The organism is Psychroserpens jangbogonensis, from assembly GCF_000797465.1.
GTDB classification, from domain to species: Bacteria; Bacteroidota; Bacteroidia; order Flavobacteriales; family Flavobacteriaceae; genus Psychroserpens; species Psychroserpens jangbogonensis.
In genome coordinates, this window is the sequence record NZ_JSWG01000009.1 from 761,235 (window position 1) to 786,232 (window position 24,998).

The 24,998-nt window shown below is 32.0% G+C and carries 22 protein-coding genes; 13 read left to right on the forward strand and 9 right to left on the reverse strand.

Annotated features, from left to right (window positions below; genetic code table 11):
- Positions 1 to 51: 51 nt before the first annotated feature.
- Positions 52 to 768, forward strand: a complete 717-nt coding sequence (locus RH81_RS10395) for a TrmH family RNA methyltransferase (RefSeq protein ID WP_241478980.1) — start codon at positions 52 to 54, stop codon at positions 766 to 768.
- Positions 769 to 856: 88 nt separating this feature from the next.
- Positions 857 to 2,107, forward strand: a complete 1,251-nt coding sequence (locus RH81_RS10400) for a type IX secretion system plug protein (RefSeq protein ID WP_033960130.1) — start codon at positions 857 to 859, stop codon at positions 2,105 to 2,107.
- On the opposite strand, the gene RH81_RS10405 is transcribed toward RH81_RS10400, so the two are convergent.
- The gene (locus RH81_RS10405) at positions 2,104 to 2,649 is read right to left on the reverse strand and encodes a cysteine dioxygenase (RefSeq protein WP_033960131.1); all 546 of its coding nucleotides are present in this window, start codon (positions 2,647 to 2,649) and stop codon (positions 2,104 to 2,106) included. The genes RH81_RS10400 and RH81_RS10405 overlap by 4 nt on opposite strands.
- 96 nt (positions 2,650 to 2,745) lie before the next feature.
- On the opposite strand from RH81_RS10405, the gene RH81_RS10410 reads away from it, so the two are divergent.
- Both RH81_RS10410 and apaG read left to right on the forward strand, forming a co-directional pair.
- Positions 2,746 to 4,107, forward strand: a complete 1,362-nt coding sequence (locus RH81_RS10410; RefSeq protein ID WP_033960132.1) for a pyridoxal phosphate-dependent decarboxylase family protein — start codon at positions 2,746 to 2,748, stop codon at positions 4,105 to 4,107.
- A gap of 111 nt (positions 4,108 to 4,218) precedes the next feature.
- Positions 4,219 to 4,605: a Co2+/Mg2+ efflux protein ApaG gene (apaG, locus tag RH81_RS10415; RefSeq protein WP_033960133.1), complete on the forward strand. Its 387-nt coding sequence runs from the start codon at positions 4,219 to 4,221 to the stop codon at positions 4,603 to 4,605.
- 19 nt (positions 4,606 to 4,624) lie between these two features.
- On the opposite strand, the gene RH81_RS10420 is transcribed toward apaG, so the two are convergent.
- Positions 4,625 to 5,623, reverse strand: coding sequence for a DUF6695 family protein (locus tag RH81_RS10420; protein WP_033960134.1), 999 nt, complete (start codon positions 5,621 to 5,623; stop codon positions 4,625 to 4,627).
- Between the two features lie 140 nt (positions 5,624 to 5,763).
- Between RH81_RS10420 and pruA the strand changes: the two genes are divergently transcribed.
- The 3 genes from pruA to RH81_RS10435 all read left to right on the forward strand — a co-directional run bounded on the left by pruA (position 5,764) and on the right by RH81_RS10435 (position 11,856).
- Positions 5,764 to 7,392: an L-glutamate gamma-semialdehyde dehydrogenase gene (gene pruA, locus RH81_RS10425; protein ID WP_033960136.1), complete on the forward strand. Its 1,629-nt coding sequence runs from the start codon at positions 5,764 to 5,766 to the stop codon at positions 7,390 to 7,392.
- Positions 7,393 to 7,490: 98 nt separating this feature from the next.
- Positions 7,491 to 9,854: a T9SS type A sorting domain-containing protein gene (locus RH81_RS10430; protein WP_033960137.1), complete on the forward strand. Its 2,364-nt coding sequence runs from the start codon at positions 7,491 to 7,493 to the stop codon at positions 9,852 to 9,854.
- Positions 9,855 to 10,032: 178 nt separating this feature from the next.
- Positions 10,033 to 11,856: a T9SS type A sorting domain-containing protein gene (locus tag RH81_RS10435; RefSeq protein WP_033960138.1), complete on the forward strand. Its 1,824-nt coding sequence runs from the start codon at positions 10,033 to 10,035 to the stop codon at positions 11,854 to 11,856.
- A gap of 404 nt (positions 11,857 to 12,260) precedes the next feature.
- Here RH81_RS10435 and RH81_RS16525 read toward each other — a convergent pair whose 3' ends face one another.
- Entirely contained in the window at positions 12,261 to 13,544 is a 1,284-nt protein-coding gene (locus RH81_RS16525; RefSeq protein WP_052172514.1) for an Omp28-related outer membrane protein, read from the reverse strand.
- A gap of 152 nt (positions 13,545 to 13,696) precedes the next feature.
- On the opposite strand from RH81_RS16525, the gene RH81_RS10445 reads away from it, so the two are divergent.
- Both RH81_RS10445 and RH81_RS10450 read left to right on the forward strand, forming a co-directional pair.
- Positions 13,697 to 14,176: a TlpA family protein disulfide reductase gene (locus RH81_RS10445; protein WP_033960139.1), complete on the forward strand. Its 480-nt coding sequence runs from the start codon at positions 13,697 to 13,699 to the stop codon at positions 14,174 to 14,176.
- Between the two features lie 40 nt (positions 14,177 to 14,216).
- Entirely contained in the window at positions 14,217 to 16,019 is a 1,803-nt protein-coding gene (locus RH81_RS10450) for a DUF6029 family protein (RefSeq protein ID WP_033960333.1), read from the forward strand.
- A gap of 158 nt (positions 16,020 to 16,177) precedes the next feature.
- Here the strand turns inward: RH81_RS10450 and rsmG are convergent, their stop codons facing one another.
- Positions 16,178 to 16,807, reverse strand: a complete 630-nt coding sequence (rsmG, locus tag RH81_RS10455; RefSeq protein WP_033960142.1) for a 16S rRNA (guanine(527)-N(7))-methyltransferase RsmG — start codon at positions 16,805 to 16,807, stop codon at positions 16,178 to 16,180.
- A gap of 144 nt (positions 16,808 to 16,951) precedes the next feature.
- Between rsmG and RH81_RS10460 the strand changes: the two genes are divergently transcribed.
- Together RH81_RS10460 and RH81_RS10465 are read left to right on the forward strand one after the other, a co-directional pair.
- On the forward strand, positions 16,952 to 18,046 hold the full coding sequence (locus tag RH81_RS10460) for a fatty acid desaturase family protein (RefSeq protein WP_033960144.1): 1,095 nt from the start codon (positions 16,952 to 16,954) through the stop codon (positions 18,044 to 18,046).
- Between the two features lie 33 nt (positions 18,047 to 18,079).
- The gene (locus RH81_RS10465) at positions 18,080 to 19,264 is read left to right on the forward strand and encodes a pyridoxal phosphate-dependent aminotransferase (protein WP_033960146.1); all 1,185 of its coding nucleotides are present in this window, start codon (positions 18,080 to 18,082) and stop codon (positions 19,262 to 19,264) included.
- Here RH81_RS10465 and RH81_RS10470 read toward each other — a convergent pair.
- The 5 genes from RH81_RS10470 to trkA form a co-directional block, all read right to left on the reverse strand.
- Positions 19,261 to 19,530, reverse strand: a complete 270-nt coding sequence (locus tag RH81_RS10470; protein WP_033960148.1) for a hypothetical protein — start codon at positions 19,528 to 19,530, stop codon at positions 19,261 to 19,263. The genes RH81_RS10465 and RH81_RS10470 overlap by 4 nt on opposite strands.
- 2 nt (positions 19,531 to 19,532) lie before the next feature.
- Positions 19,533 to 19,802: a hypothetical protein gene (locus RH81_RS10475; protein ID WP_033960149.1), complete on the reverse strand. Its 270-nt coding sequence runs from the start codon at positions 19,800 to 19,802 to the stop codon at positions 19,533 to 19,535.
- 174 nt (positions 19,803 to 19,976) lie between these two features.
- A complete protein-coding gene (locus tag RH81_RS10480) occupies positions 19,977 to 20,228 on the reverse strand; it encodes a hypothetical protein (protein WP_033960150.1) in 252 nt (83 codons plus the stop codon).
- A 162-nt stretch (positions 20,229 to 20,390) separates the two neighbouring features.
- The gene (locus RH81_RS10485; RefSeq protein WP_033960151.1) at positions 20,391 to 21,884 is read right to left on the reverse strand and encodes a TrkH family potassium uptake protein; all 1,494 of its coding nucleotides are present in this window, start codon (positions 21,882 to 21,884) and stop codon (positions 20,391 to 20,393) included.
- Between the two features lie 29 nt (positions 21,885 to 21,913).
- A complete protein-coding gene (trkA, locus tag RH81_RS10490) occupies positions 21,914 to 23,266 on the reverse strand; it encodes a Trk system potassium transporter TrkA (protein WP_033960152.1) in 1,353 nt (450 codons plus the stop codon).
- 138 nt (positions 23,267 to 23,404) lie between these two features.
- On the opposite strand from trkA, the gene ubiE reads away from it, so the two are divergent.
- Positions 23,405 to 24,133 carry a bifunctional demethylmenaquinone methyltransferase/2-methoxy-6-polyprenyl-1,4-benzoquinol methylase UbiE gene (gene ubiE, locus RH81_RS10495; RefSeq protein WP_033960153.1) on the forward strand — a complete coding sequence of 243 codons (729 nt, stop codon included), beginning with the start codon at positions 23,405 to 23,407 and terminating at the stop codon, positions 24,131 to 24,133.
- A gap of 9 nt (positions 24,134 to 24,142) precedes the next feature.
- On the forward strand, positions 24,143 to 24,856 hold the full coding sequence (gene porT / locus RH81_RS10500; protein ID WP_033960157.1) for a type IX secretion/gliding motility protein PorT/SprT: 714 nt from the start codon (positions 24,143 to 24,145) through the stop codon (positions 24,854 to 24,856).
- Positions 24,857 to 24,998 lie beyond the last annotated feature (142 nt).

A 24,998-nucleotide genomic window follows, 5' to 3' on the forward strand; every position in this document is an offset into this window, starting at 1 on the left:
AAAAAAGTATTACTTTGTAAATCCTATTCAAGTAACAAAAGTAAATACATTGTGAGTATATTAAAAAATGAGATAAAGTTAATTAAATCCTTAGGTCAAAAAAAGTTTAGACATCAAGAGAAACTTTTTTTAGTAGAAGGAATAAAGGGCATTCGCGAATTTTTAGATTCGGAATTTGAGTTGTACCAATTATTCGCAACTGATGCTATTTTTGATGCTGAGACAACTTTAATTTCGCCAAAAGATCTTCAACGAATTAGTGCATTAAAAACACCTAATACTGCACTAGCTATTTTTAAAATGCCAGAACCAAAATCTATAAAAGAATCGTCTTTAGTATTAGCTCTGGATGATGTAAGAGATCCTGGGAATTTAGGAACAATAATACGTCTGTGTGATTGGTTTGGAATAGAAAACCTTGTTTGTAGTTTAGAAACTGTTGATTGTTACAATCCTAAAGTTGTGCAAGCCACAATGGGTTCGTTAACTCGAGTACAAATTAATTATATAGATTTGGATGACTATCTTAAACATTCGGAGCTTGAAACCTATGGAACTTTTATGGATGGAAAAAGTATTTATTCAGAAACCTTGCCAAAAAAAGGCATCATAATAATGGGTAATGAAGCTAACGGGGTTTCTCCGAAAATTGAAAGCTTAGTCCATAAGAAATTAGGTATTCCTCGTTTTGGAAATTTGAAAGCTACTGAAAGCTTAAATGTGGCAACAGCGACAGCAATTGTATTGAGTGCTTTCAAAGGCCAATGATATTTTTTCAATAAACATTTTAAAATACCGTTATTACTGTTAAAAAAGGCATGGATTTTGCATATCTTTACTCATAAAACCATCTTAAATGCAGCTTAGAACTCTATTTTTATTCGCTTTTTGTCTCCCTTTATTGTTAGTAGCACAAGTGGAAGAAATCAACCCTCCAGACTATATTAAAACAATTACTTTTAAAAGTGGAAATACGCAACAAGGAGAATTACCTATTTTAAGATTAAATGAATCTTTTTTCTTAGAGTTTGATGCTTTATTAGCTACAGAACCTGATTTTTATTATACCATAGAACATTATAATTACGATTGGACAAAATCCAACCTTGTTAAAATGGAGTACATGAAAGGGTTTGATGATTATAGAATTGTGGATTACTACAATTCTTATAATGCTTACCAATTATATTCTCATTATGAGTTACGAATTCCTAATGAGCAAACTAGAGGATTGACTAAATCGGGTAACTATGTTATTTCAATTTATGATGATGATAGAGAATTAGTCTTTACTAGAAAATTTATGATTTATGAGCAAAGGGTTGGAGTAGGTGTTGCTGTAAAGCGTTCGAGAGATGTTAAATCTATAGCAGGTAAGCAAAGTGTAGATATTGTTATAAATACAAATAGTTTAAATATTAATAACCCGTTGCAGACTATTAATACTCTAATTATACAAAACAACAACTTGCGCACAGCTATTAAAAATGTAAAACCGCAATACACTTTAGGTAAAGAACTTGTATATAGATATACTAATGAAACATCCTTTTGGGCTGGAAACGAATTTCGCTTTTTTGAAAACAAAGATGTTAGAGCGTCAAACGTTGGTGTACAATTTGTTGATTTAAAAGATATTTATCATAATTATTTGTTTGTCAATTCTGAAAGAGGTAGACGACCTTATACTTATAATCCAGATATTAATGGTAACTTTTTAGTTACTGCAATTGATGTTGAAGACGTAAGTATTGAAGCAGATTATACTATGACCCATTTCGCATTGTCATATCCTAAATTAACCGATGGAAGTAAAATTTATATCTACGGGAATTTTAATAATTATGCTCTTGAAGAAATGAACCGAATGGTGTTTAATAGAGATGAGAATTATTATCAAGCTTCATTTAAACTCAAACAAGGATTTTATAACTACAAATATGTTGTCGTAGATTCAAAAGGGAATCTAGATGAAGGTCGCATAAGTGGCGATTTCTGGCAAACAGAAAACAATTATAAAGTATTGGTGTATTACAGAGACCTTGGAGCTCGTTATGATAAATTAATTGGATTTGGTGAAGCGAGTTCTGTAAATATTTCTAACTAAATAGAACTGGGTTTAGCTTCCAATATAAGTTCACTAAACGTATCGTACTTTAGTTTTCTTTCCAGAAGTTGTTTCGATTTTTCACAATAAAAATTACACTGTTCTATTGGCTTTGCATACAAATGTAAGCTCATTGATTTTCCTTTAAAACAGTTTCTTAGTTTATGATAACCAATTCTATCATTCATAAATGATAACTGATTAGGTTGAACGAATTGTGAGTGTCCTTCTTTTAAATTATTCGAATTGTCAAAGGAATAAAAGACCTCTTCCATCTTGCCTTTTAGTAAATACACCCAACAATCTTCTCCGTCATGGTCATGCACTGAAGTTTCTTGACCATCATTCCAACACAGTAAAAGCAATTCAAATTGTTCATCCTTATACAAGCAATTTCTAGTATATTTTTCTGAAGACCAACTTTGGAAGGCCTCGAAGTCAATATCATCAAAATCAAAACCTTTGAGTATTGAATTGTATTGTGTTTTTGACGATTCCGACAAAAGTTGTATTAGTTCTTGAATGTTTTCTAGAGATTTCAATGTGCGTTAAATAAATTTAAATGAGATTAATCTAATATTCCGATAAAATAGGGATAAATTTACACAAACCCTAAAATTTTAGAACCATAATCATTTATGCACAAAGACTTAAAATTGTTTACCGAACTCGCGGAGTTTTTAATTTCAGAAGAAGAAAATAATCCTGTTGCAATTCCTATAGATACTAAAATACTATACGAGACAATAGATATTGAACTTGGAGACGAGCCAACAATTGATGATGATTTTAAAGAGACCTTAAAAGATATTATAAAAAGCACTCCCAAAACAGCGTCTAAAGCATTTTTTAACCAGTTATTTGGAGGAAGGATTTCTAGGGCAACATTAGGTGATTTACTCGCAGTAATGCTTAATAATAGTATGTACACATACAAAGTTGCTGGAGTTCAGGTTGGAATTGAAAAAGTGTTATTGCAAAAAATTTGTGAGCGTATTGGTTATGGTAATAATAGTGATGGTACATTAGCACCAGGAGGTTCTATGTGTAATTATATGGCTATGTTAATGGCTAGAGATGCTTTTGATGCTAATGCCAGAAATGAAGGCGTGTCAAGAAAAATGATTGCATATACTTCAGAGACTTCTCACTACTCAGTGACTAAGAATGCATCATTTGTTGGTATTGGAAGGCATCAAGTAAGGTCTGTAAAAACAGATGACCATGGAAAACTATTAATAGAAGATTTAGAGTCCCAAATTCAAAACGATATTAAAAATGGCTATCATCCATTTTTTGTAAATGCTACAGCAGGTACAACAGTTTTAGGAGCTTTTGATGATGTTAAGGGTATTAGTAAAATTTGCAAAACTCATAATCTTTGGCTGCATTTAGATGGTGCTTATTGTGGTTCTGTGATTTTTAGTAATCAATATAAACACTTGGTAGACGGAATTGAGTTGACTGATTCTTTCAGTTTAAACGCACATAAAATGTTAGGAACTCCTTTAGGATGTTCAATTATTGTAACAAATGACAAAAAACATTTATATCAATCATTTTCAAACGATGCTGATTATCTCTATCAAACAGATGATGACGCATTTAATTTAGGTAAGACTTCGCTTCAGTGTGGTAGACGTAACGATGCTTTAAAATTATGGACACTTTGGAAGTCTGTAGGTAATTTTGGACTAGAAAAAATTGTAGATCATCAGTTTCATTTAGCGAATGTTGCAAGAGATTATATTAAATCAAATTCAGATTATACGTTGTATAGTTTTGATGATTCTATTTCAGTTTGTTTTAACTATAAAGGAATTTCTGCAAAAACCTTGTGTACGAAACTTTATGAGCATTCAAAATTAATGGTTGGTTATGGTTCATTTAGAGATGATACTTTTGTGAGATTGGTGACAATTAATACTCTAGTCGAAGAAAAAGATATGATTTCGTTCTTTAAAACGCTAGAAGATTTCGTTGATTCTGAAGATTTATAGGTCAAATTACAATTCTGTTGGTTATCGTGTTAAAAATTTGCTTAATTTCAAAAAAACGCCGATATTCATTCAAAATTTATCTATTTTTACAGCCTTAACGCAAATTATTTAATGGTACAACAGGTTACTAGTGGTATAAAAATCTCTGTCGAAACTACTTTCGAAGGCACATTTTATAAAAATTATAAAGTGCACTTTGCGTTTGGATATCAGGTAACTATTGAAAACCAAAGTAAAGATTCTGTTCAGTTAAATTCGAGATATTGGGAAGTGCTAGATGCTCTTAATAATGTTGAGGTTATTGAAGGCGAAGGTGTCATTGGTAAGAAACCAGTTTTAAAACCTGGTGAGTCTCATACTTATAATTCTGGTTGTTTATTGACATCTCCTTTTGGAGCAATGCATGGGCATTACAACATGGTTAACTTTACAAATACCAATAAGTTTAAAGTTATCATTCCTTCATTTAAATTGAGTGCACCCTTTGCACTTAATTAAAATCAAAATTCATTTATTGTTATTTATAATCTCTTAGGTATTCAAATCTGTAGATGACCTCATTCTGTTTAATATGGAAGAATTTGCAATTAGAATAATACACAAAATCATAAATTGAGCTGATGTCAAAACCTTCAGTTGTGAGTTTGTAAACTCCATCACAATCTACATTTCCGTAAGGAGAAATGCGTCTATATCTAAATTCAGCTAAATGATTTAAATCATAAAGTTCAAACCAAGCTCCTGTTCCAATACCAGCTAGCCATTGTGCATGGCTTTTTATAATGTCATTATGTTTTGGCTCTAGTGTTCCTGCCAAACTAGGTTTATGACCTTTTAGAATATCTAAAAACAAACGTCTGTTTTCTTTACGTACAGTTGAATCAAATTCTGTAATTTTTTCAGATTCAGATACCACATAAACATGATTTTCAGTATCTGCAACAACAACATTTCCAATCGTACTTGGTGTAAACCATTTTGATCTTATAAGACTAGATTTAATTGAAGAATTAGTGATACATGTGATTAAACAGTCAGTTACAAAACGAGAGCAATTAGTAGCTTCTTTTAAAAAAGCAGCATAACGAATGAATCCTTGATTTTGAATATCACTAATATATTGTCTTGCTTTTTTATAATCTATAGCATTACAAACAGAAGCATATAAATCACCATCACCATGAGTGAGTTTTGGATTAGATGCCATAAATTTCAAAATCTCGTCCAGATTCACAACTTGATCGTTTTCAATTTTGGCAACAATAGGAATGTTAAGTTCGAAGTCTAATTCTCGTCCTCTAAGTCTTCCATGAGATGAAGATGTAATATACCTTCCGAAGTCATGATATTCTAAAACACCAGTAGATTTATCAATCAACACCAAAGCTGCATGACCAGCTCTCACATGTTTTTTGTTACCTACAAACAAAAATCTTAAAAACGGAATATACCATTCTTCAGAATGAGACACGATAGTTTCAGGATAGGCAAGTGTAAGAATAATACCGTCGTTCATATTAAAATTAAAGCAAGCAACTTACGAAAAAATACTCAATTTTTTAACTACCAATTAATAGTTGCTAAATCTAATTGTTATCAAAAAATTGTACCTTTGCAACTTCAAAACAATAACCAATTTTTAAATCAAAATTTAAGATGGGAAAAGGATTTTTCAATGTACCAGTAGCTATAAATGAACCTGTTAAATCATATGCTCCAGGTTCTCCTGAGCGTGATGCAGTTTTAAAGACATATAACACTATGTGGAATTCACAAATTGATGTACCAATGTACATTAATGGAAACCATATAACGACAGGAAATACAAAAACCATGTCGGCACCTCATGATCATCAACATGTAGTTGGTACGTATCATTTGGCAGAAAAGTCTCATGTTGAAGAGGCAATTTCAACTGCTTTAGCAGCAAGAAGTGAATGGGCTGAATTGCCTTGGGAACAACGAGCTGGGATTTTTCTAAAAGCAGCTGAATTAATTGCTGGTCCTTATAGAGCAAAAATAAATGCAGCGACAATGATTGCGCAATCAAAAACTGTTCATCAAGCAGAAATTGATGCATCATGTGAATTGATAGATTTCTTGCGTTTTAATGTTCAGTTTATGACCGATATTTATCATGAACAACCAGATAGTACAAGTGATGCTTGGAACAGATTAGAGTATCGTCCACTAGAAGGTTTTGTGTATGCAGTTACACCATTCAATTTTACAGCAATTGCAGCAAATCTTCCTGCTTGTATGGCAATGATGGGCAATGTTGTAGTATGGAAACCAAGTGATAGTCAGATATTTTCTGCAAAAATAATTATGGATGTCTTTGAAGAAGCTGGAGTTCCTCCAGGTGTAATCAATGTTGTTTTTGGTGATCCTGTAATGATAACTGATACAGTTATGGATAGTCCAGATTTTTCTGGATTACATTTTACAGGTTCTACATATATATTTAAAGAGCTTTGGAAAAAAATCGGTAACAATATTCATAACTATAAAACGTACCCAAGAATTGTTGGTGAAACAGGCGGTAAGGATTTTATCGTTGCTCACAAATCAGCAAATCCTAAGCAAGTTGCAACGGCAATAATTAGAGGGTCTTTTGAATTTCAAGGGCAGAAATGTAGTGCAGCTTCACGTGCATATATTCCATCAAATATTTGGGATGAAGTTAAAAGTCAAGTTATCGAAGATGTAAAGTCTTTCAAAATGGGATCTCCTGCAGATTTAAATAATTATATTACTGCAGTTATTCACGAAGGGTCTTTTGATAAGCTAGCAAAATTTATAGATCAAGCTAAAGCAGATAATGATGCCGAAATAATTGTTGGAGGAAATTATGATAAGAGCAAAGGTTATTTCATAGAGCCTACAGTAATTGTAGCAAGTGACCCAAAATATACAACGATGTGTACAGAGTTATTCGGTCCAGTAATTACAATTTATGTATATGATGAAAATAAATTTTCTGAAACTTTAAAACTAGTAGATGAAACAAGTGAATATGCATTAACTGGAGCAATTTTGTCTACAGATAGATATGCAATTCAAGAAGCAACAAAAGCTTTGCAAAATTGCGCTGGAAACTTCTATATCAATGATAAACCTACAGGAGCTGTTGTTGGTCAACAACCTTTTGGAGGAGCTAGAGCTTCTGGTACAAACGATAAAGCAGGTAGTGCGCTTAACTTATTACGTTGGGTATCACCAAGAATGATAAAGGAAACATTTGTAACACCTACAGATTACCGTTATCCTTTTTTAGGCGAATAAACTCATCTACATAACAGATTAATCAAACCCAAAGCAATTAGCTTTGGGTTTTTTGATTTTAGGAATTTTGTATATTTATAAAAACAACTAACTCAAACATGAAAAAATATTACCTTGTATTTATATTACTAGTGTCAGTATCAGTTTTTGCCCAAGACAAAAATAATCCGCTACTAAAATTTGATACCTCAAAAATGGAGACTTCTGTTTTAGTCCATAAATCTCCAGTAGTTGACATTCAAATTTATAATGAAAAAACGATAAATAAGTTTGCTTTTTATCAAGCTTATAAGACTATTGCTCAAGGTGACATAGACAAGCGATTGGCACCATTACAAAGCTTAAAAGCACTAAGTGAGAACAGCTATTTTACTAATGTTATTCCGTTAGCAATTTTACAATCTGAATATGATATGATAACAGATGAGGCTTTACAGAATAATTCAGTTTCAAAAGATGCACAAGGTTATTTAGTTAATAATGGTTCTTCCATTTTTGAAAAACAACAATTATTAGTTGCTTCAGCCTTACGAACTAAACATAAAGGATTGCAAACAAAATATAACTTATCATCTTCAAATGTTTTTAATACTTCAAACAATTCAATTGCATCTATAGAAATCGATTTTGATGATGACAATAATTATAGAACCATCAATTTAAATGAAAACATAACTGTTAATTATCTAGAAGACGGAAAAAAGTTGATTCGCTTTAAAATCACGCTTAATACTGGAGAGGAATTTATAAGAAACTCTACTATCGAAGTTTCGTATTCTAATTCAGACATATATTTGAGATCTAGCGATGAGATAACCACTTATAATTCAAGCATTACTCCAGATCTATCTGTTTATGGCGAAACGACTTCTTATCCAGGAACAGGTGAATACGAACTGTTTTTAAGTGCAGACAATATCTTAGATAAACCGATTTTTTTAGTTGATGGTTTTGATCCTGGTGATGGACGTTCTATTGCAGGTATATATGATTTATTAAATTTTAATGATGGAAGCACAACCTCTAATCTAGGAGATATAGTTAGAGCTGAAGGGTTTGATGTTGTTATTTTAAACTTTCCTACCTACACAAGAACACAAGATGCCGCTGTTATTGATGGAGGTGCAGATTTTATGGAACGTAATGCGATGCTGTTAGTAGATTTAATAAACACGATTAACAATGATAAAGTTGGCAACGAACAAAACGTTATTATTGGACCAAGTATGGGTGGAATTATTTCTCGATATGCACTTAATTATATGGAAAATCAAAACATAATTCACGACACTAGGCTTTGGATTTCATTTGATTCACCACATAATGGCGCAAATGTTCCAATTGGTTTTCAGCATCAATTTAATTTCTTAGCTTTTGGCTTGGATGATTTCTGGATACTTGGTGATCAAAATGTAGAAGAGTTACAACCTATTATAGATGGTATGCTAAAGTCTCCTGCTGCAAGACAAATGCTAACAGATCAATTTGAGTCACACATTACAAATAGTGATGGTGTTACTTTTAATAGTGCTTTAGCACTGCCACAACCCTATTATTTTAAAGAGATATTTGATAATAGACTAAAGAACCTCACAACAACTGGTTTTCCAGAGCTTACTCGCAATGTATCCATAATTAATGGTAGTGGAATTAATAATCGCTATCAGAACAATACTACTCCAGCGAGTAGTTTATTACCTGGAAGTCAAATTTTAGATGCAGACATAAATATAATGACAGGTGCCGATTTAAAAATCAAAACATATCTTACACCAAATGCTGGAACGCAAATAGAAACAAGTAAAGTGCATTTAGATTTTGCTTGGTGGTTTCCTTTGGCTAATGATAGAATCAATAATGCTAGTTCTGCAGCTCCAAGTTATTCTAATGGAATAGATGCAGCGTCAGGTGGGCTTTTTGATATACAAAGTTTAACGGCAGATTTGGATACAGGCGGACTTGTTGGTGAATTTTTAGGTGCTTTAAGCACAGATTATTTTAATTTCATCCCAAGTGTAAGTGGCATGGCTTTGGAAACTGTAAATGACGAAATTAATTGGTTTGACACACTCGCAGGAATAACTACAAATGACACGCCATTTGTAAATTGGTACATGCCAGATGATAATGAACCACATGTTACATTAACAAATGCTAATGTGGCTTTTGCTTTAACTGAAATTATCCAAGAAACGTTATCTAATTTGGCGTTTGAAGGCGAAAATTTGATAAAGATTGAACGAAACCCAATAGATAACGAACTTGTTATTATAACTGGAAATCTTATTGATGAAGCAACTTTTGTAATGGTTGATATTACTGGAAAAGTAGTTTATAAAAATACATTTAATTCGCTTTCTGGTAGAACTATCATTCCTTTAAATTTAGATTCAGGACTATATATTTTAAATGTCGTAACTAAAGATGATTTAAAGTTTAGAACAAAAATAATAGTAAAATAACTCTTTCACTTTTAATATCAAACTAGTTTCCTTTAATAATATCATTAAAGTTTATACAAAATCCTCAGCTTAAACAGTTTGAGGATTTTTTTTGTATTTCATCCTAAAACCTTATAAAACACATAATTAACTTCATGATTCTTCGTATATTGTATTCATAATTTTAAATTAATTCATTATGATAAAAAAATACATTTGGATTTTATTAGTACTGCCCTTTTTGACTAACGCTCAGGTGATTGAGTTTGAATCTTCAATTACTCCCGATTTATCAGGCTATCCTAGTGTTGCTAGTTTTGCTGGTCTTGGTGAATATGAAATATTTTTAGATACAGATAATGGTGTATTAGATAAGCCAATAATATTAGTTGATGGCTTTGATCCAGGAGACGGGAGAACTATTCCTGGTCTTTACAGTTTATTGGATTTTACGGGTTCTAGTGGCTCTCAAAATTTGGCAGACTTGGTTAGAGCTGAAGGATTTGATGTTGTGGTTTTAAATTTCCCTGCTTATTTAAGTTTAGCCGATAACTCGTTATTAAATTTAGATGATGTAGCGGATACAAATGGCGACATGATAATTGATGAAATAGATTTTCCAGCTGGAAGTACATTAATTGATGGTGGAGCAGATTTTATGGAGCGTAATGCTATGCTGCTAGTTGATTTAATTAACACCTTAAATGCGGCACCGACCGTAGATGAAGAATTAGTAATTATTGGCCCAAGTATGGGTGGATTAATTTCTAGGTTTGCTTTAAATTATATGGAGAATGATACTGCAATGAATGGTGCACCTCCACATGAAACAAGATTATGGATATCTTTCGATTCTCCTCATCATGGTGCTAATGTGCCTATTGGTTTACAACATCAGCTTAATGTTTTAGCGTTTGGATTACAAACAACTGTTGCAGGTGATAACAGTATTGTCGAATTACAACCGTTAATCAATTCGCTTTTAAAGTCTCCCGCTGCAAAACAGTTATTGGTTGATCATTTAGAATCGCATTTAGCAACTGGTAGTACAATTGATTTTGATCCTGCTTTATTGCTTCCAGAGGCTCATCCTTATAAAGCAATATTTGATGCGAGCATAAATAGTTTGACATCAACTGGGTTTCCTGAAACGACAAGAAATGTTGCAATTATTAATGGTAGTGGTATAGGTAGCCCATATCAGGATACAAATGGTGCGGACATTAGTCCTGGTTTTCCTCTAATTAATGAAAGCATAAATTTAGCGGCATTTACAGAACTTGTAACTAATGTTGCTTTTACGCCTTTAAAATCAACTGGGACTCCAAGTATTGGTACAGTGAGTTTTATTGATATTACTTTTTTTGGAGGTTCAGTATTAACGGGAGGAGCTAAATCAGCGGATTCTCAAGGAACTTTGTTTAGCGATGGTGTTGATGCTGTTTCAGGTGGTTTATTTGATATTTCGGCGTTAACGGCAGGTTTAGATACTTCTGGAGTTGCAGGAGATTTTTTAAATGCTTTTAATAGTGATGCGTTTAGTTTTATACCATCTGTAAGTGGAATGGCACTAGAAATCACGAATAGTGAAGTAGATTGGTATCATAATATTGATCTTGGTGATCCTGATAATAATGGAGATACTTTAAATGAAACGCCTTTTGTTAATTGGTATATGCCAGATGACAATGAAAACCATGTTCAGTTGACTGAACTAAATGTAGCTTTCGCTTTAAACGAAATTATACCAGAAACGTTATCTAATTCAGCTTTTGAAAATGAAAATTTGATAAAGATTGAAAGGAACCCAATAGATAGCGAACTTGTAATTTTAAGTGGAAGTCCTATTAATGATGCCACAGTTGTAATTATTGATATTACTGGTAAGATAGTTTACAATACGAAATTTAATTCGCTTTCAAGTAGAACTGTAATACCTTTAAATTTAGATTCTGGATTATATGTTCTGAATTTAGTGACTAAAGACAATTTGAAATACAGAACAAAAATATTAGTAAAGTAATTAGTACATATTTATAAAAAAAGCTGAACATATTGTTCGGCTTTTTTTATAATCAATTCTCAAATAAAACTCTTGCTTGTGGTTTTGAAAACAGAAAGTAACGGTTATAAAAAGGCGGGATAATTTTCTTGTCTATTTATGTATTGATTAACGTCAAATTTTCAGCATGTGTTACTTTTAGCAACATAAAATATGCGATTAAAATTCACAATGTATAGAGCCATAATTTGTGTCCAATTACAAAACAAACATCGAAAACACGTCATTGGTAAAATAGGCTAAAAGAAGACTAGATGTATCAAAAAAAAACCTGAACAATATAGATATTGCTCAGGTTTTAAATATTAATTTTTAATCCCTTAATAAACGGTATCGATTATTTAGGATTAGATTTTAATATGATTTTAGTCGAAATCTTTATTCTCTCCTAAATTTGCTTTTTGAACATTTAACACCTGGTTAAGTGGTGAAACTGTAAAAGCAACAATCTCTAAATTAGCTGTATTCTGAACACTAGCAGGAACAGTTAAAGCATAATTAACAGTATAAGTATCACCTGTATCAGATTCTTGAAAAGGAATGATATCACCAAAAACATCTGTAAAAGTTGTTCTCGCTGTATGATTATGAACAAAATTCGCAATCGGATTTCCTTGTTGAAAGTAAGGACTAGAAGGATCTCCATTGTAAAAATTAACTTGAGGATATACTAAGCCGTTTTCCAATAAATAAACTACAATTCTGTTTGTAGATTCAGCCTTTAAATCATAATGAACTTTTACTTCTGCAGATATTGTATTACCTGAAATAGAAGAGTTTATTGCTAATCCCATGTTTTGTCTGTTATTTAAAAGACTAACTGGTTGAGTTGTTGATTCGTTCCAATTAACGGTTCTATTAACTCTTCCTGAAGGAAATCCAGTTATTCCAAAAGTATTTAGTAGTGTATTGATATTTGGAAAAGGCATATCATTATCGTCGTGTAATGCTACAGGAATGATATTTGCGTCAGTAGCAACTGCTTGCTCTAAAGCATACGCCAATCTTGGACAATATTGACACCAAGTACCAGTGTAATCTTCAACCATTACTTTAGTCGTGTGCGTTGACTCAACTGCATTTATTACAAGCGTATTAGAAGTTATTATAGAATTATCTTCCAATATAAAAGTAGCTACAACATTGTAAGTGCCTGCACTTGCGAAAGTAGCAGGATTATTTAATGTAACTGTATCAGCACTATAAGCTACCAGTCCTGTTAAGTTATTGCCTAAATCATCCACTACTGAAAACTGTGTACTACCAGTATCATACCAAAAAGCTTCGTTATTTGCTGAAAGTATCAAAGATGTTGGCTCTGGCACTTCTAATACTGTAATTGTAGTAGAACTTGATAAACTTCCTTTAGTTGCCGTAACTTCATAGCTACCAAGAGCACTAAATGTGTAAGGGTTTGTAATTACTGTATCCCCAATTTTTAACTCTGAACTCGCTGTCACATTATTTCCATTATTGTTTACTACTGTAAAAGTTACAGATTCTCCAAGAAAAATAGATGATGAGTTTCCGGTTACCGTTATTGATGAGGATGAGGATGATCCATCTCCATCATCTGAGCTGCTACAAGCAAATGCAAAAATCACGAAGGATAATGCTAATAATTCTTTCACAATACTTTTAATTTTCATCTTTGGTATATATTTTGTTAATAATTTAAAAGAGATTCAGTATATCTGATATTCTTTTTTTTTTTTTTAAATAAGCCAGCAATTTATAATTTTATTATTGAAATCTTCAATAATAAAACACTAATTTTATCAAATAATTCAAAAATTAACTAATGAAACAACTTCTTTATATATTTCTATTTACAGTGAGTTTTAATCTCACAGCTCAAGAAAACTTACCTAGCGCAAAAATTAAAACTTTAGATGGTGATATCACAACATTAGAAGAAATAAGTAAAGAGAATGATCTTATTGTAGTATCATTATGGGCAACTTGGTGCGTTCCTTGTAAAAAAGAATTAGACGCAATAAATGATGTCTACATAGATTGGCAAGATGAAACAAACGTTAAGGTTTATGCAATTTCGGTTGACGATTCTAGAACAGTGAGCAAAGTAAAACCATTAGTTAATGGAAAAGCCTGGGACTTTACAATATTATTAGATACTAATAACGATTTAAAAAGAGAATTAGGAGCATCTACTGTTCCACTCACATTAATAATTAAGAACGGAAAGATTGTTCATAGGCATTCAGGATACACACCAGGTTCTGAGGATGACCTTTATGAAGAAATTAAAAAGCACTCTTAAGTCTATACACAAATTAACCAATCCCTATCAATCCCTATTTATGAAAAAAATTACGGTTTTATTTTTGCTAATACTTCCTATAGTAAGTTTTGCACAAGAAACAGAAACAGAAACAGAAACGGAATCAAAGACAAAAACAATAGTTAAACAATTTTTAAATAATTTATCTGGTAGTTTTGAGACTAATGCTCAATGGTACGTAAATGATGCAGTTTTAGGAGATTTCGATGATCCAATTCCTGAGTTTGAACTAGAAAACAAACATCTAAGAGCGAACAGTTATTTAAGATTAGATTATGGTTTTTTAGACAACTTCACTATTGGTTTACAAGCAGAAAGCTACGAACCATTGCCTCTTCTAAGTTACTTTCCAGAATATAAAGGGACAGAATTATCTAATTATTATATCAACTTTAGAAATAAAAAACTTGATATTACGGCAGGTCATTTTTATGAGCAATTTGGTAGTGGATTATTATTAAGGTCTTTTGAAGAAAGACAATTAGGTCTTAATAATGCATTAAGAGGTGGACGTATCAAATACATGCCAACCAATTATTTAAATGTAACTGCTTTATATGGTAACAATAGAATTGGTTTTGAACATTCTGAGGGAGACGTTTTTGGTCTAGATCTAAATGTTGATTTAAAAGAAGTGTTACATATCGAAGGATTGTCTGCATTTAACTTTGGAGCAAGTTATGTTGGTAAAAATGAAGATTTTACTGCTCCTATTGATGAGTTTGACCCAACTAACATTTTTGACACCACAGATTTTCCTGAATTAATTAATTCATATGCATTTAGATTTGATGTAGACTTTGGTAAGTTTTTTGTTAACTCGGAATATTCTTTAAAGGGTAAAGATGTTTTGTTTTCTTCTGCGTCCTTAGGGCAACCAAAAATCATTGAAGGGAAATACTTTGATGGTAGCGCCATGTTATTAACAACAGGTTATACTGTTAAAGGCTTTGGGCTATCTGGTACTTTTAGACGTTTAGAAAATATGTCGTTTTTCTCTGACAGACAATTATCAAAGCCAGGTGAAAACCCTTATGGTATGGGAAGTATTAATTTTACTCCAGCCTTAACAAAACAACAAGATTACTCATTGTCTAATATCTATTTATATCAAGCACAATCTTCTCTTTTTATTCAAAACTATGGAGGACAAGCTGGAGAAATTGGTGGTCAATTAGATATGTACTATTCCTTTAAAAAAGGATCATCTATTGGTGGCAAATATGGTACAAAATTAACTGCAAATATGTCGTACTGGTCGCTTTTGGATGCTACATTTGATCAAGCTAATTCGTCTTACAGTAGTGAGCTATTTAAATTTGGCGAAAAACTTTACAGAGATGTTAATCTTGAAGTTAAGAAAAAATGGTCTAAAGATTGGAGTAGCGTGTTTTTTTACCAAAACCTGGCAATAAACAAAAATTTAGCTATTGAAGGTTCTTACATTCCTGATGATGAACAAATCAATTCTAATATTATCGTTGTTGAAACTACTAGAAAACTCAGTAATGGACAATCAATAAGACTTGAAGCGCAACATCTGTCTACTAAAGAAGATAAAAAAAACTGGGCTGGAGGTACTCTAGAGTATGTTGTGAATCGTAACTTGGCTTTTTACGTTGCAGATATTTATAATTATGGTAATGACATTAAGGATGAGCAAATTCATTATTATAATTTTGGAGGAAGTTATACAAAAGGAGCTACAAGAGTAGCACTTAACTATGGAAGACAACGCGGTGGATTATTTTGTGTAGGAGGTGTATGTAGAATTGTGCCTGAAAACACAGGCTTGTCTTTAAACCTTACTACTTCTTTTTAGAACTAAAATAATAAAGCAAAATAACCTTATAACTAACTGGAGACTTGTAGCACTTACAATATCAGTTTTCGACAATAGAAAAAGCAATAATGTGATTTTTTATAAGGTTATGTGTGGAATTGCAATTATTTCTTTTGCATTTTCAAACAGTCGCTTACTTATCCTCTATATTTTAAAGGTAAATGAACCACTTTTTTAGTTTCGAAGAATTCTTCATTGAAATAATCACTTAAATTATAAACTGTTGCAGTCTTGTAGGTTTCTAATTCTTCTGTTAAGTCGCCTCCTTTTAGATAAAGAATCCCGTTTTTAAGTTCATGCTTTTGCTCTTTTGCGATTTTTCCTTTTACCCAATGCGCAAATGTTGGCATTGCAGCAACAGCTCTACTAACTATAAAATCATATTGGCCATCAATATTTTCAACACGATCATGAGTTGTTTTTACATTAGTTAAGCCCAATCCATCAACAACTTCATCGACTACTTTTATTTTTTTTGCAATGCTATCTACCAAATGGAATTGAGTTTCTGGATACAATATAGCTAACGGAATTCCAGGGAAACCACCACCTGTACCAACATCTAAAATTTTTGTATTGGGCAAAAATGATATCACTTTGGCAATGCCTAACGAATGTAACACATGACGTAAGTATAATTCATCAATGTCTTTTCGAGAGACCACATTAATTTTAAGGTTCCAATCTTTATATAAGGTTTCTAACAGCTCAAACTGATGTAATTGAGTGTCAGTTAAATCTGTGAAATATTGTTTCAAGAGTTGCATCGTTTCGAATTTTCAACAAAAGTATGCATTTTTATGTGTATATTTTTACGATATATTTAGCATTAAGGAAGCATTAATTATTTATATTTGCGACATTATACGAAGGCTACTTAATTTACGTTAGTTTTTAAAAATAACAATACTATGACAAAGCAAACGCTATCTTTCTCAAGAACAGACTCTGCTAAATTTTTCAGGACATTAAACAAACGTGTTAATGACTATTTCAAAGAAAATAATATTAAAAAAACAGGTAATTGGAAGCTGTACATAAAAGCTATTGTAATGTTCTCATTATTACTAGGACCATTAGTCTTATTATTAACTGTTGATGTGCCAACTTGGCTACAAATTATTTGTATGATGGTTATTGGTATCGGAATGGCAGGAGTAGGAATGAATGTCATGCATGATGCAAACCATGGTTCTTTTTCTAGTAAAAAATGGGTTAATAAGCTAATGGGAAGTAGTATTCATATATTAGCGGGAAACGATTATAATTGGAAAGTACAGCACAATGTGTTGCACCATACTTATACAAATATTCAAGGACACGATGAAGATATTGATGCTGGAAGAATAATTCGTTTTTCTAAGCATTCTAAATGGTTGAAAATCCATAGATATCAAAAGTATTATGCCTTTTTATTATATGGCTTGTTAACTGTTAACTGGGCTATTACAACAGATTTTAAACAAACCTACATATACCTTAAAAGAAAATTGTCTTATGGCGATTTCCCTAATCCTGCAACACAATGGACGAAATTAATTATTGGAAAAATAATTTATTATTCTATTTGGGTTGTTTTACCAATAGCATTAGGTTATGCTTGGTGGCAAGTTTTAATCGGATTTCTAATTATGCATTACACGGCTGGAATCATTCTAAGTGTCATTTTTCAATTGGCTCATGTAATGCCAAATACGGAAATGCCTTTACCAGATGAAAATGGTAATATGAAAAACACTTGGGCAATTCACCAATTATTTACAACTTCTAATTTTTCTCCTAAAAGCTGGATGGTAGAGTTTTATACTGGAGGTTTAAATAGACAAGTTGAACATCACTTGTTTTCTAATATTAGTCATGTTCATTATAAAAACATAGCAAAAATAGTTAGAGAAACTGCCAATGAATTTAGTTTACCTTATAATGAATACAACTCTATATGGACTGCTATTTCAGAGCATTATCATCAGTTAAAAGTATTAGGTAGAAAGCCTAGCATGGCTTAATTCAATTTTGCATTTCAAAAATAACTAATCACAATGAGTCTACTTTCAGAAAGAGTCTTAAACATGTCAACTTCTGCCACTCTTGCAATGGCTGCTAAAGCAAGAGAATTGAAAGCAGAAGGTAAAGATATCATTGGTTTAAGTCTGGGAGAACCAGATTTTAATACTCCAGATTTTATAAGAGAAGCGGCTAAACAAGCTATTGATGATAATTATAATTCGTATACTCCTGTTGATGGTTATGTCGAATTAAAGGAAGCTATTATCACAAAATTTAAAAGAGATAATCATCTTAATTATACCTTACCACAAATTGTGGCCTCTACTGGCGCAAAACAATCGTTATCTAATATTGCTGCCGTTATTTTAAATAAAGGCGATGAGGTGATTTTACCTTGTCCGTATTGGGTAAGCTATAGTGATATTGTAAAATTAAATGAAGGTGTTCCTGTTGAAGTTACAACTTCAATTGAAAATGATTTTAAGCTCACTCCAGAGCAATTAGAAGCTGCTATTACTCCAAAAACTAAAATGATTTGGTACAGTTCTCCATGTAATCCTAGTGGTTCTGTATATAGTAAATCAGAATTAAGAGCTTTGGCAGATGTCTTGCAAAACTATCCAAATATTATTGTGGTATCTGATGAAATATACGAACACATCAATTTTGTTGGTGGACATGCAAGTATGGCTCAATTTGAAGACATGTACGATAGAACGGTTACAGTAAACGGAGTTTCTAAAGCATTTGCAATGACAGGCTGGAGAATAGGATATATTGGTGCTCCTGCTGAGATTGCTCGTGCGTGTAATAAAATGCAAGGTCAAATTACAAGTGGAGCTAATTGTATAGCACAAAGAGCAGTTATTACTGCTTTAAATGCATCGCCTTCTCGAGTGCAATTCATGATTGACGAATTTAAAGTAAGACGTGAGCTTATTTTAGAATTGCTAAGTCATATTGAAGGGTTTAAAACAAATGTTCCTGAAGGAGCCTTTTATGTGTTTCCTGATGTGTCTTATTACTTCGGAAAAACAATTCAAGGTGTAACTATTAATAATGCTACAGAATTGTCGTTATTTTTATTAGAGTATGCTAATGTTGCTACTGTTACTGGTGAAGCCTTTGGAAACCCTAATTGTATAAGAATATCTTATGCCGCATCGCAAGAGCAGATTATTGAAGCGATCAGACGAATAAAAGAGGCTCTTACTTAAATAATATTGTAGAAGTACCCTGCATAAATCGCAAGTATAAAAAGTACTATAAAAAAGGCAGTAAAAATAATCTGACTTCTTTTGTGATCCTTTTCTGCTTTTGATCTTATTTGTTTTAAAAATTCAGGACTAGCTGCTGGGAAATCAAACTCAGTTTTTTTGTTTTTCCCATAACCTCCAAGAGTCTTTTTAAATCTTTTTGATTTATCCAGTTTAATGCTTTGGTTGCTCTTTAGTGAGCTTATCATTGATTCTCCTAATGGCATAATTATTTGATTAAATATTTGGCATATAACAACATTAAGACTAAAGTTATAAAACCAATAACTAATTTCTTGATTAACAGTTTTCGATTTTCTCTTTTTACTTTTAATCGAATTCGTTTTAGTACATGAGGCTGCAATTTAGGTAAAACATAAGGCTTGTAGCCTTTACTTTTACTTGAGCCTCCATTCATTTTAGTAAATGGTTTACGCTTTCCGTTTTTTAATAATTTTCTATTACTATTTATTGAGGCATTCATCGATGCAATTCCCATAATATCTTTTTTTATTCTGAAATACTTCAGACGTCAATACGTTGTAGCTAGAGTATATAATGCGTTTCGATGTAATAAATCACTAAACGAAATAGCATTAATTCTGAATGTAAAAGATAGTTTTTGAGGAAGTGCTCAATCGTACCAGTTAAAAGGACTAATTGTAAGGCAGTACTAAATAATAACTGCTAAGGCGATTACAAAAACAGACACTTTTAAAAGAGTTTCAATACTTGAAGTAAATTGATATCGTCTGCTTTTTACACGTCGCTTAATACCAAAGATTGAAGTTGAATTGTGGTTATTAAAATTGCATTTAACAACGTTTTTATAGTTTGAATTTAATAAGCCGAAAGGTGTTTTAAATTCTGGTTCTAAGCTACGTATGGGTAACGGTTCTAATTCTTGTGTAATTGTTAATTCCATGATGATTGATTATTAATGGTTATACTAATAAGACGTACAATTGAATTAAATGTTACATCGATATAAGTTCTAAATCATTAAAAATCAAAGGCTAAATTCCCCGAGTTACCTATCAATACTAATAGATTTTGAAATTGTTAAAATTGAAAAATATTTTAAAATTTATCTGTTTCTCCAGAAAAATGGAGTCAATAATATCAAGACAGTGAAGAGTTCTAGACGTCCAATAAGCATTAAAAAAGCAGACCACCATTTTCCAAGTGCAGGTAATTCAGAATAGTTGTTTACTGGTCCAAAATTACCAAGAGCAGGTCCAACATTTCCTAAACTTGAAGCTGAAAGCCCTATTGCAGATTCAAAATCGATTTGAAGCATAGAAAAAACCAATGCGCCAACAATAAATGAAATCATGTAGAGTATAAAGAATCCTAAAATATTAAATACAATGTTTCCAGAAACACTTTTCTTGTTGTAGCGAACAGGTAATATTGCATTTGGGTGCAAGGCACGTTTAAATTCAAGGAAGCCATTTTTTATCATGATCATATGGCGAACAACTTTAACACCTCCTGATGTACTTCCAGCCGATCCTCCTAAAAACATTAATCCGAAAAAGAATACAACTAGAAATGGTGTCCATAGCGTGTAATCTGCTGTTACAAATCCTGTAGTTGTAATAATGGCCAATACCTGAAATAAACCGTGTCGTATAGATGCTTCGCCTTTACCATAGACCATTGGATGGTCAATTGATGATATTGAGAAGTCTGCTTTAAAATAGATAATAAGTGCAGCGATTATTGTAAATAATGCAATAAATTTAAAGTAGAGTTTGAACTCTTCATCTCTTATGGCTTTTTGCACTTTCCCTTTAAACGCAAAGTAGCTCAGAACAAAGTTAGTGCCTGCCAAAAACATAAATGCCATAATGATGTACTGAATGATTGGTTGTCCGTTCCAAAACGCAACACTTGCATTTTTAGTTGAAAAGCCTCCAGTTGATAAGGTACATAATGAGTGATTTATGGCATCAAAAAATGACATGCCTGCAACTTTTAATAAAATTGTTTCTGCCGCTGTATATCCAAAGTAAATGAGCCAAAGACGTTTTGCTGTATCTGTAATTCTAGGATGAAGTTTATCTGCATTAGGACCTGGAGCTTCAGCAGCAAAAAGTTGCATACCTCCAATACCTAATAATGGTAAAATAGCAATTGCGAGAACGATAATTCCCATACCACCAATCCAATGTGTTAGACTTCTCCAGAATAAAACACCTTTAGGTAAAGACTCAATATCATTTAAAATTGAGGCTCCTGTGGTTGTGTAACCAGACATGGTCTCGAAAAATGCGTTAGTAAAACTGGGAATAGATTCAGTTAAGATGTATGGTAGCGTTCCTGTCAATGCCATCACGATCCAGCCAAAAGAAACCACAAGATAGCCTTCGCGCTTATTTAATTCTTTTTTATGGTTTTTAGTAACAACCATCAAAATAACGCCTACTAAAATTATAAGTACTCCAGATAATAGAATTTCAGTCGTAACACCATCTTTGTAAATAAAACTTATTAAAGCAGCCAATAGCATGAAACCACCATTAAATAACAATAACAACCCGAAAAAATGGAGAATGATTTTGTAATTGAGTTTCATTTGTGTGTTTCTATTGTCTAATTAATAATCTAGAAGAAAAACGATTCAACTTTTGTTATTGATCTTGGTAAACAGCAGACTACAACTTTGTCGCCTTCTTGTATAATGAAGTCTCCTAAAGGAATAACACCTGTTTCGTTTCTAATAATCCCTCCAATAATTGCAGAACGAGGAAAATCTAAATCTTTAATAGGTTTTTTAGTGATTTTTGAATTTGGTGAATTGACTTCAAACTCTAACAATTCAGCATTCATATTGCTCAATTTTGTCATGGCTAAAACTTCACCTTTTCTAATATATCTAAATATGTTGTTTGCTGCAAGAAGTTTTTTATTAATGAGTGTATCAATACCAATAGATTGTGATAATTGGTAATAATCCATATTCTCTACTAATGCAATAGTCTTTCTAACGCCTTTTGATTTAGCAACTAAACAAGACATTATATTTGTTTCAGAATTACCAGTGACCGAAATGAAGGCATCCATATCACCAATATTTTCTTCATCTAAAAGTTCTACATTTCTGCCATCACCATTAATGACTAAGGCATTTGGTAAATCATCAGCTAGGTCAAAAGCAGTATCTTTATCTTTCTCTATAATTTTTACATTGAATTTACTCTCGCAAAGATCTCTTGTCGTTTTAAATCCGATTTTACTTCCACCAAGAATCATCACATTTTTCACATCAGCTTTTACGCGACCTGAAAGTTCAAAAAGTTCATCATCACCACCTTTAGAAGTTATAAATACGACTTTATCTCCTTCTTTAAATTGTGTGTCTCCTCTAGGTATAATGGTATATTGCGTTCCGAAACGTTGAATAGCAATAGGAATAAAATGTAATTCTGGAAATACCTGGGCAGCTTCTTTAACAGTTTTGCCGACAAATGATGCCGTTCTTGATAAACGCAAACTAAGCATCGTCAATGCACCTTCTTCAAATTCATAAGTGTCATTGAAACCGTATTGATTAAGTAATAACTCTATTTCTGAAGCAGCAAGTGCTTCTGGAGATATTAACTCGTCAATGCCAAATTTTGTAAATCCAACCTCGTCTTTATTGTCTAAAAACTCAGAATTAGATATTCTGGCGATTGTTCGTTTTGCTCCTAATTGTTTGGCAAGAACGCAGGCCGTAATATTAGTAGTTTCAGAAGAGGTTACAGCAATAAAAAGCTCTGAAGTATTAATTCTTGCTTCCTTTAAAATAGCAATAGAGGTTACATCACCTTTTAAAACTCGTATATCTAAATGGTCATTAGCATAGGTTAAATTCTCCTTGTCAATGTCAATAAGTGTAATCTCTTGAGATTCGTAAGACAATAGTTTTGCCAAATGAAACCCGACTTCTCCTGCTCCAGCAATTATTATTTTCATTAAATAAAATGTATTGAAAAAACATACAAATATACTATAATATTATCTCAATTTAAGTAAATGAAGCTTGATAATAATTCGTAGCATAAATTTATAAATTCTATGAGATAGTTATTTATATTTGCTAAAAAATTGAAGGTGTCAAAAGTAAAACCATATAAAGATAGTGACCTAAATAAAAAACAGCAGGTAACTCAAATGTTTGATAATATATCAAAAGAGTACGATGGGTTGAATCGCGTTATTTCTTTTGGTATTGATATTAAATGGCGAAATAAAGTTGTTGATATTGTCTCTAAAACTAATCCCAAAAACATATTAGATATTGCTACAGGAACTGGTGATTTGGCAATTAGTTTGGCTAAAACGAATGCTGAAACAATTGTTGGATTAGACATTAGTGATGGCATGTTGGAAGTTGGTAGAAATAAAATCAAAACCAAAAATTTAGGAGATAAAATTAGTATGGTCCTTGGTGATTCTGAAAAATTGCCTTTTGAAAATGACTCATTTGATGCGATAACAGTAGCTTTTGGAGTACGGAATTTTGAAACTTTAGAAAAAGGTTTAGACGAAATTTATCGCGTTCTTAAACCAGAAGGTGTTTTTGTAATACTAGAAACTTCTGTTCCAACAAAAACGCCATTTAAACAAGGGTATAACTTTTATACTAAATATATTTTGCCTACTATTGGAAAAGTGTTCTCCAAAGATCAATCTGCCTATTCGTATTTATGTGAATCGGCTTCGGTTTTTCCTTTTGGTGAAGAATTAAACAATATTTTACGTAAAACTGGGTTTAATAACGTTGTAGATCAACCACAGACCTTTGGTGTTGCAACTATTTACAGTGCATCCAAAGCATAATGTAAATTTATGAAGAGAGTATTTATAGTCTTAGCCTTATTAATTGTAACGCAAACAGCGACTGCACAATTGTTTAGTAAGGAAAAAATTAAGAACAACGAAAATTTTGATAAAGCTCGATTGTCATGGGGATTTTTCCTTGGTCTTAATAGTTATGATTACCAATTTAATTATGAGGAAGACAAAAAAGATATCCTTGTTGAAACAAGTGTTGGGTTTAGTGTTGGTCTGGTTTCTAACTTACGGATCAATGACTATTTAGATTTAAGATTTGAACCAGGACTATTTATTTCGCAGAGAAATATTATGTATGATCCAAGCTACTTCAATGGCTTAGAGTTTAATGATTCAGATTTGTTGCGTGAGGTGAAATCAACTTATGTGCATTTTCCATTACTACTAAAAATATCTACAAAGCGAGTTAATAATTTTAAACCTTTTATTGTTGGAGGTATATCTGCATCACTAAATTTATCTTCTAACGAAGAGAATCCAGATGATAATAGTTCAGGTCAGTTCAGAACTAAAAAGAATGTATTGTTTTATGAGCTGGGCTTTGGTGTTGATTTTTATAACCAGTGGTTTAAATTTTCGCCATCCATTAGAGGTGTATTCGCTATGAATGATGAAATTGTAAAGGATGTTGATCCAAATAGCCCTTGGACTGGAAATGTCACTACGATGAAAACACGTGGTATCTTCTTGAATTTTACGTTCCAGTAAAATTTCTAATTACAGCATTTAACAAATTAATGGTTGCCAGTTTTTATATCTGGCTTAAATTCTTCTATTTAGAACAAATAAAAATAACAAACTTCGTAAATATGCTGTTTTTTTACTCATTTAATTCGTATTTTTGCACCGA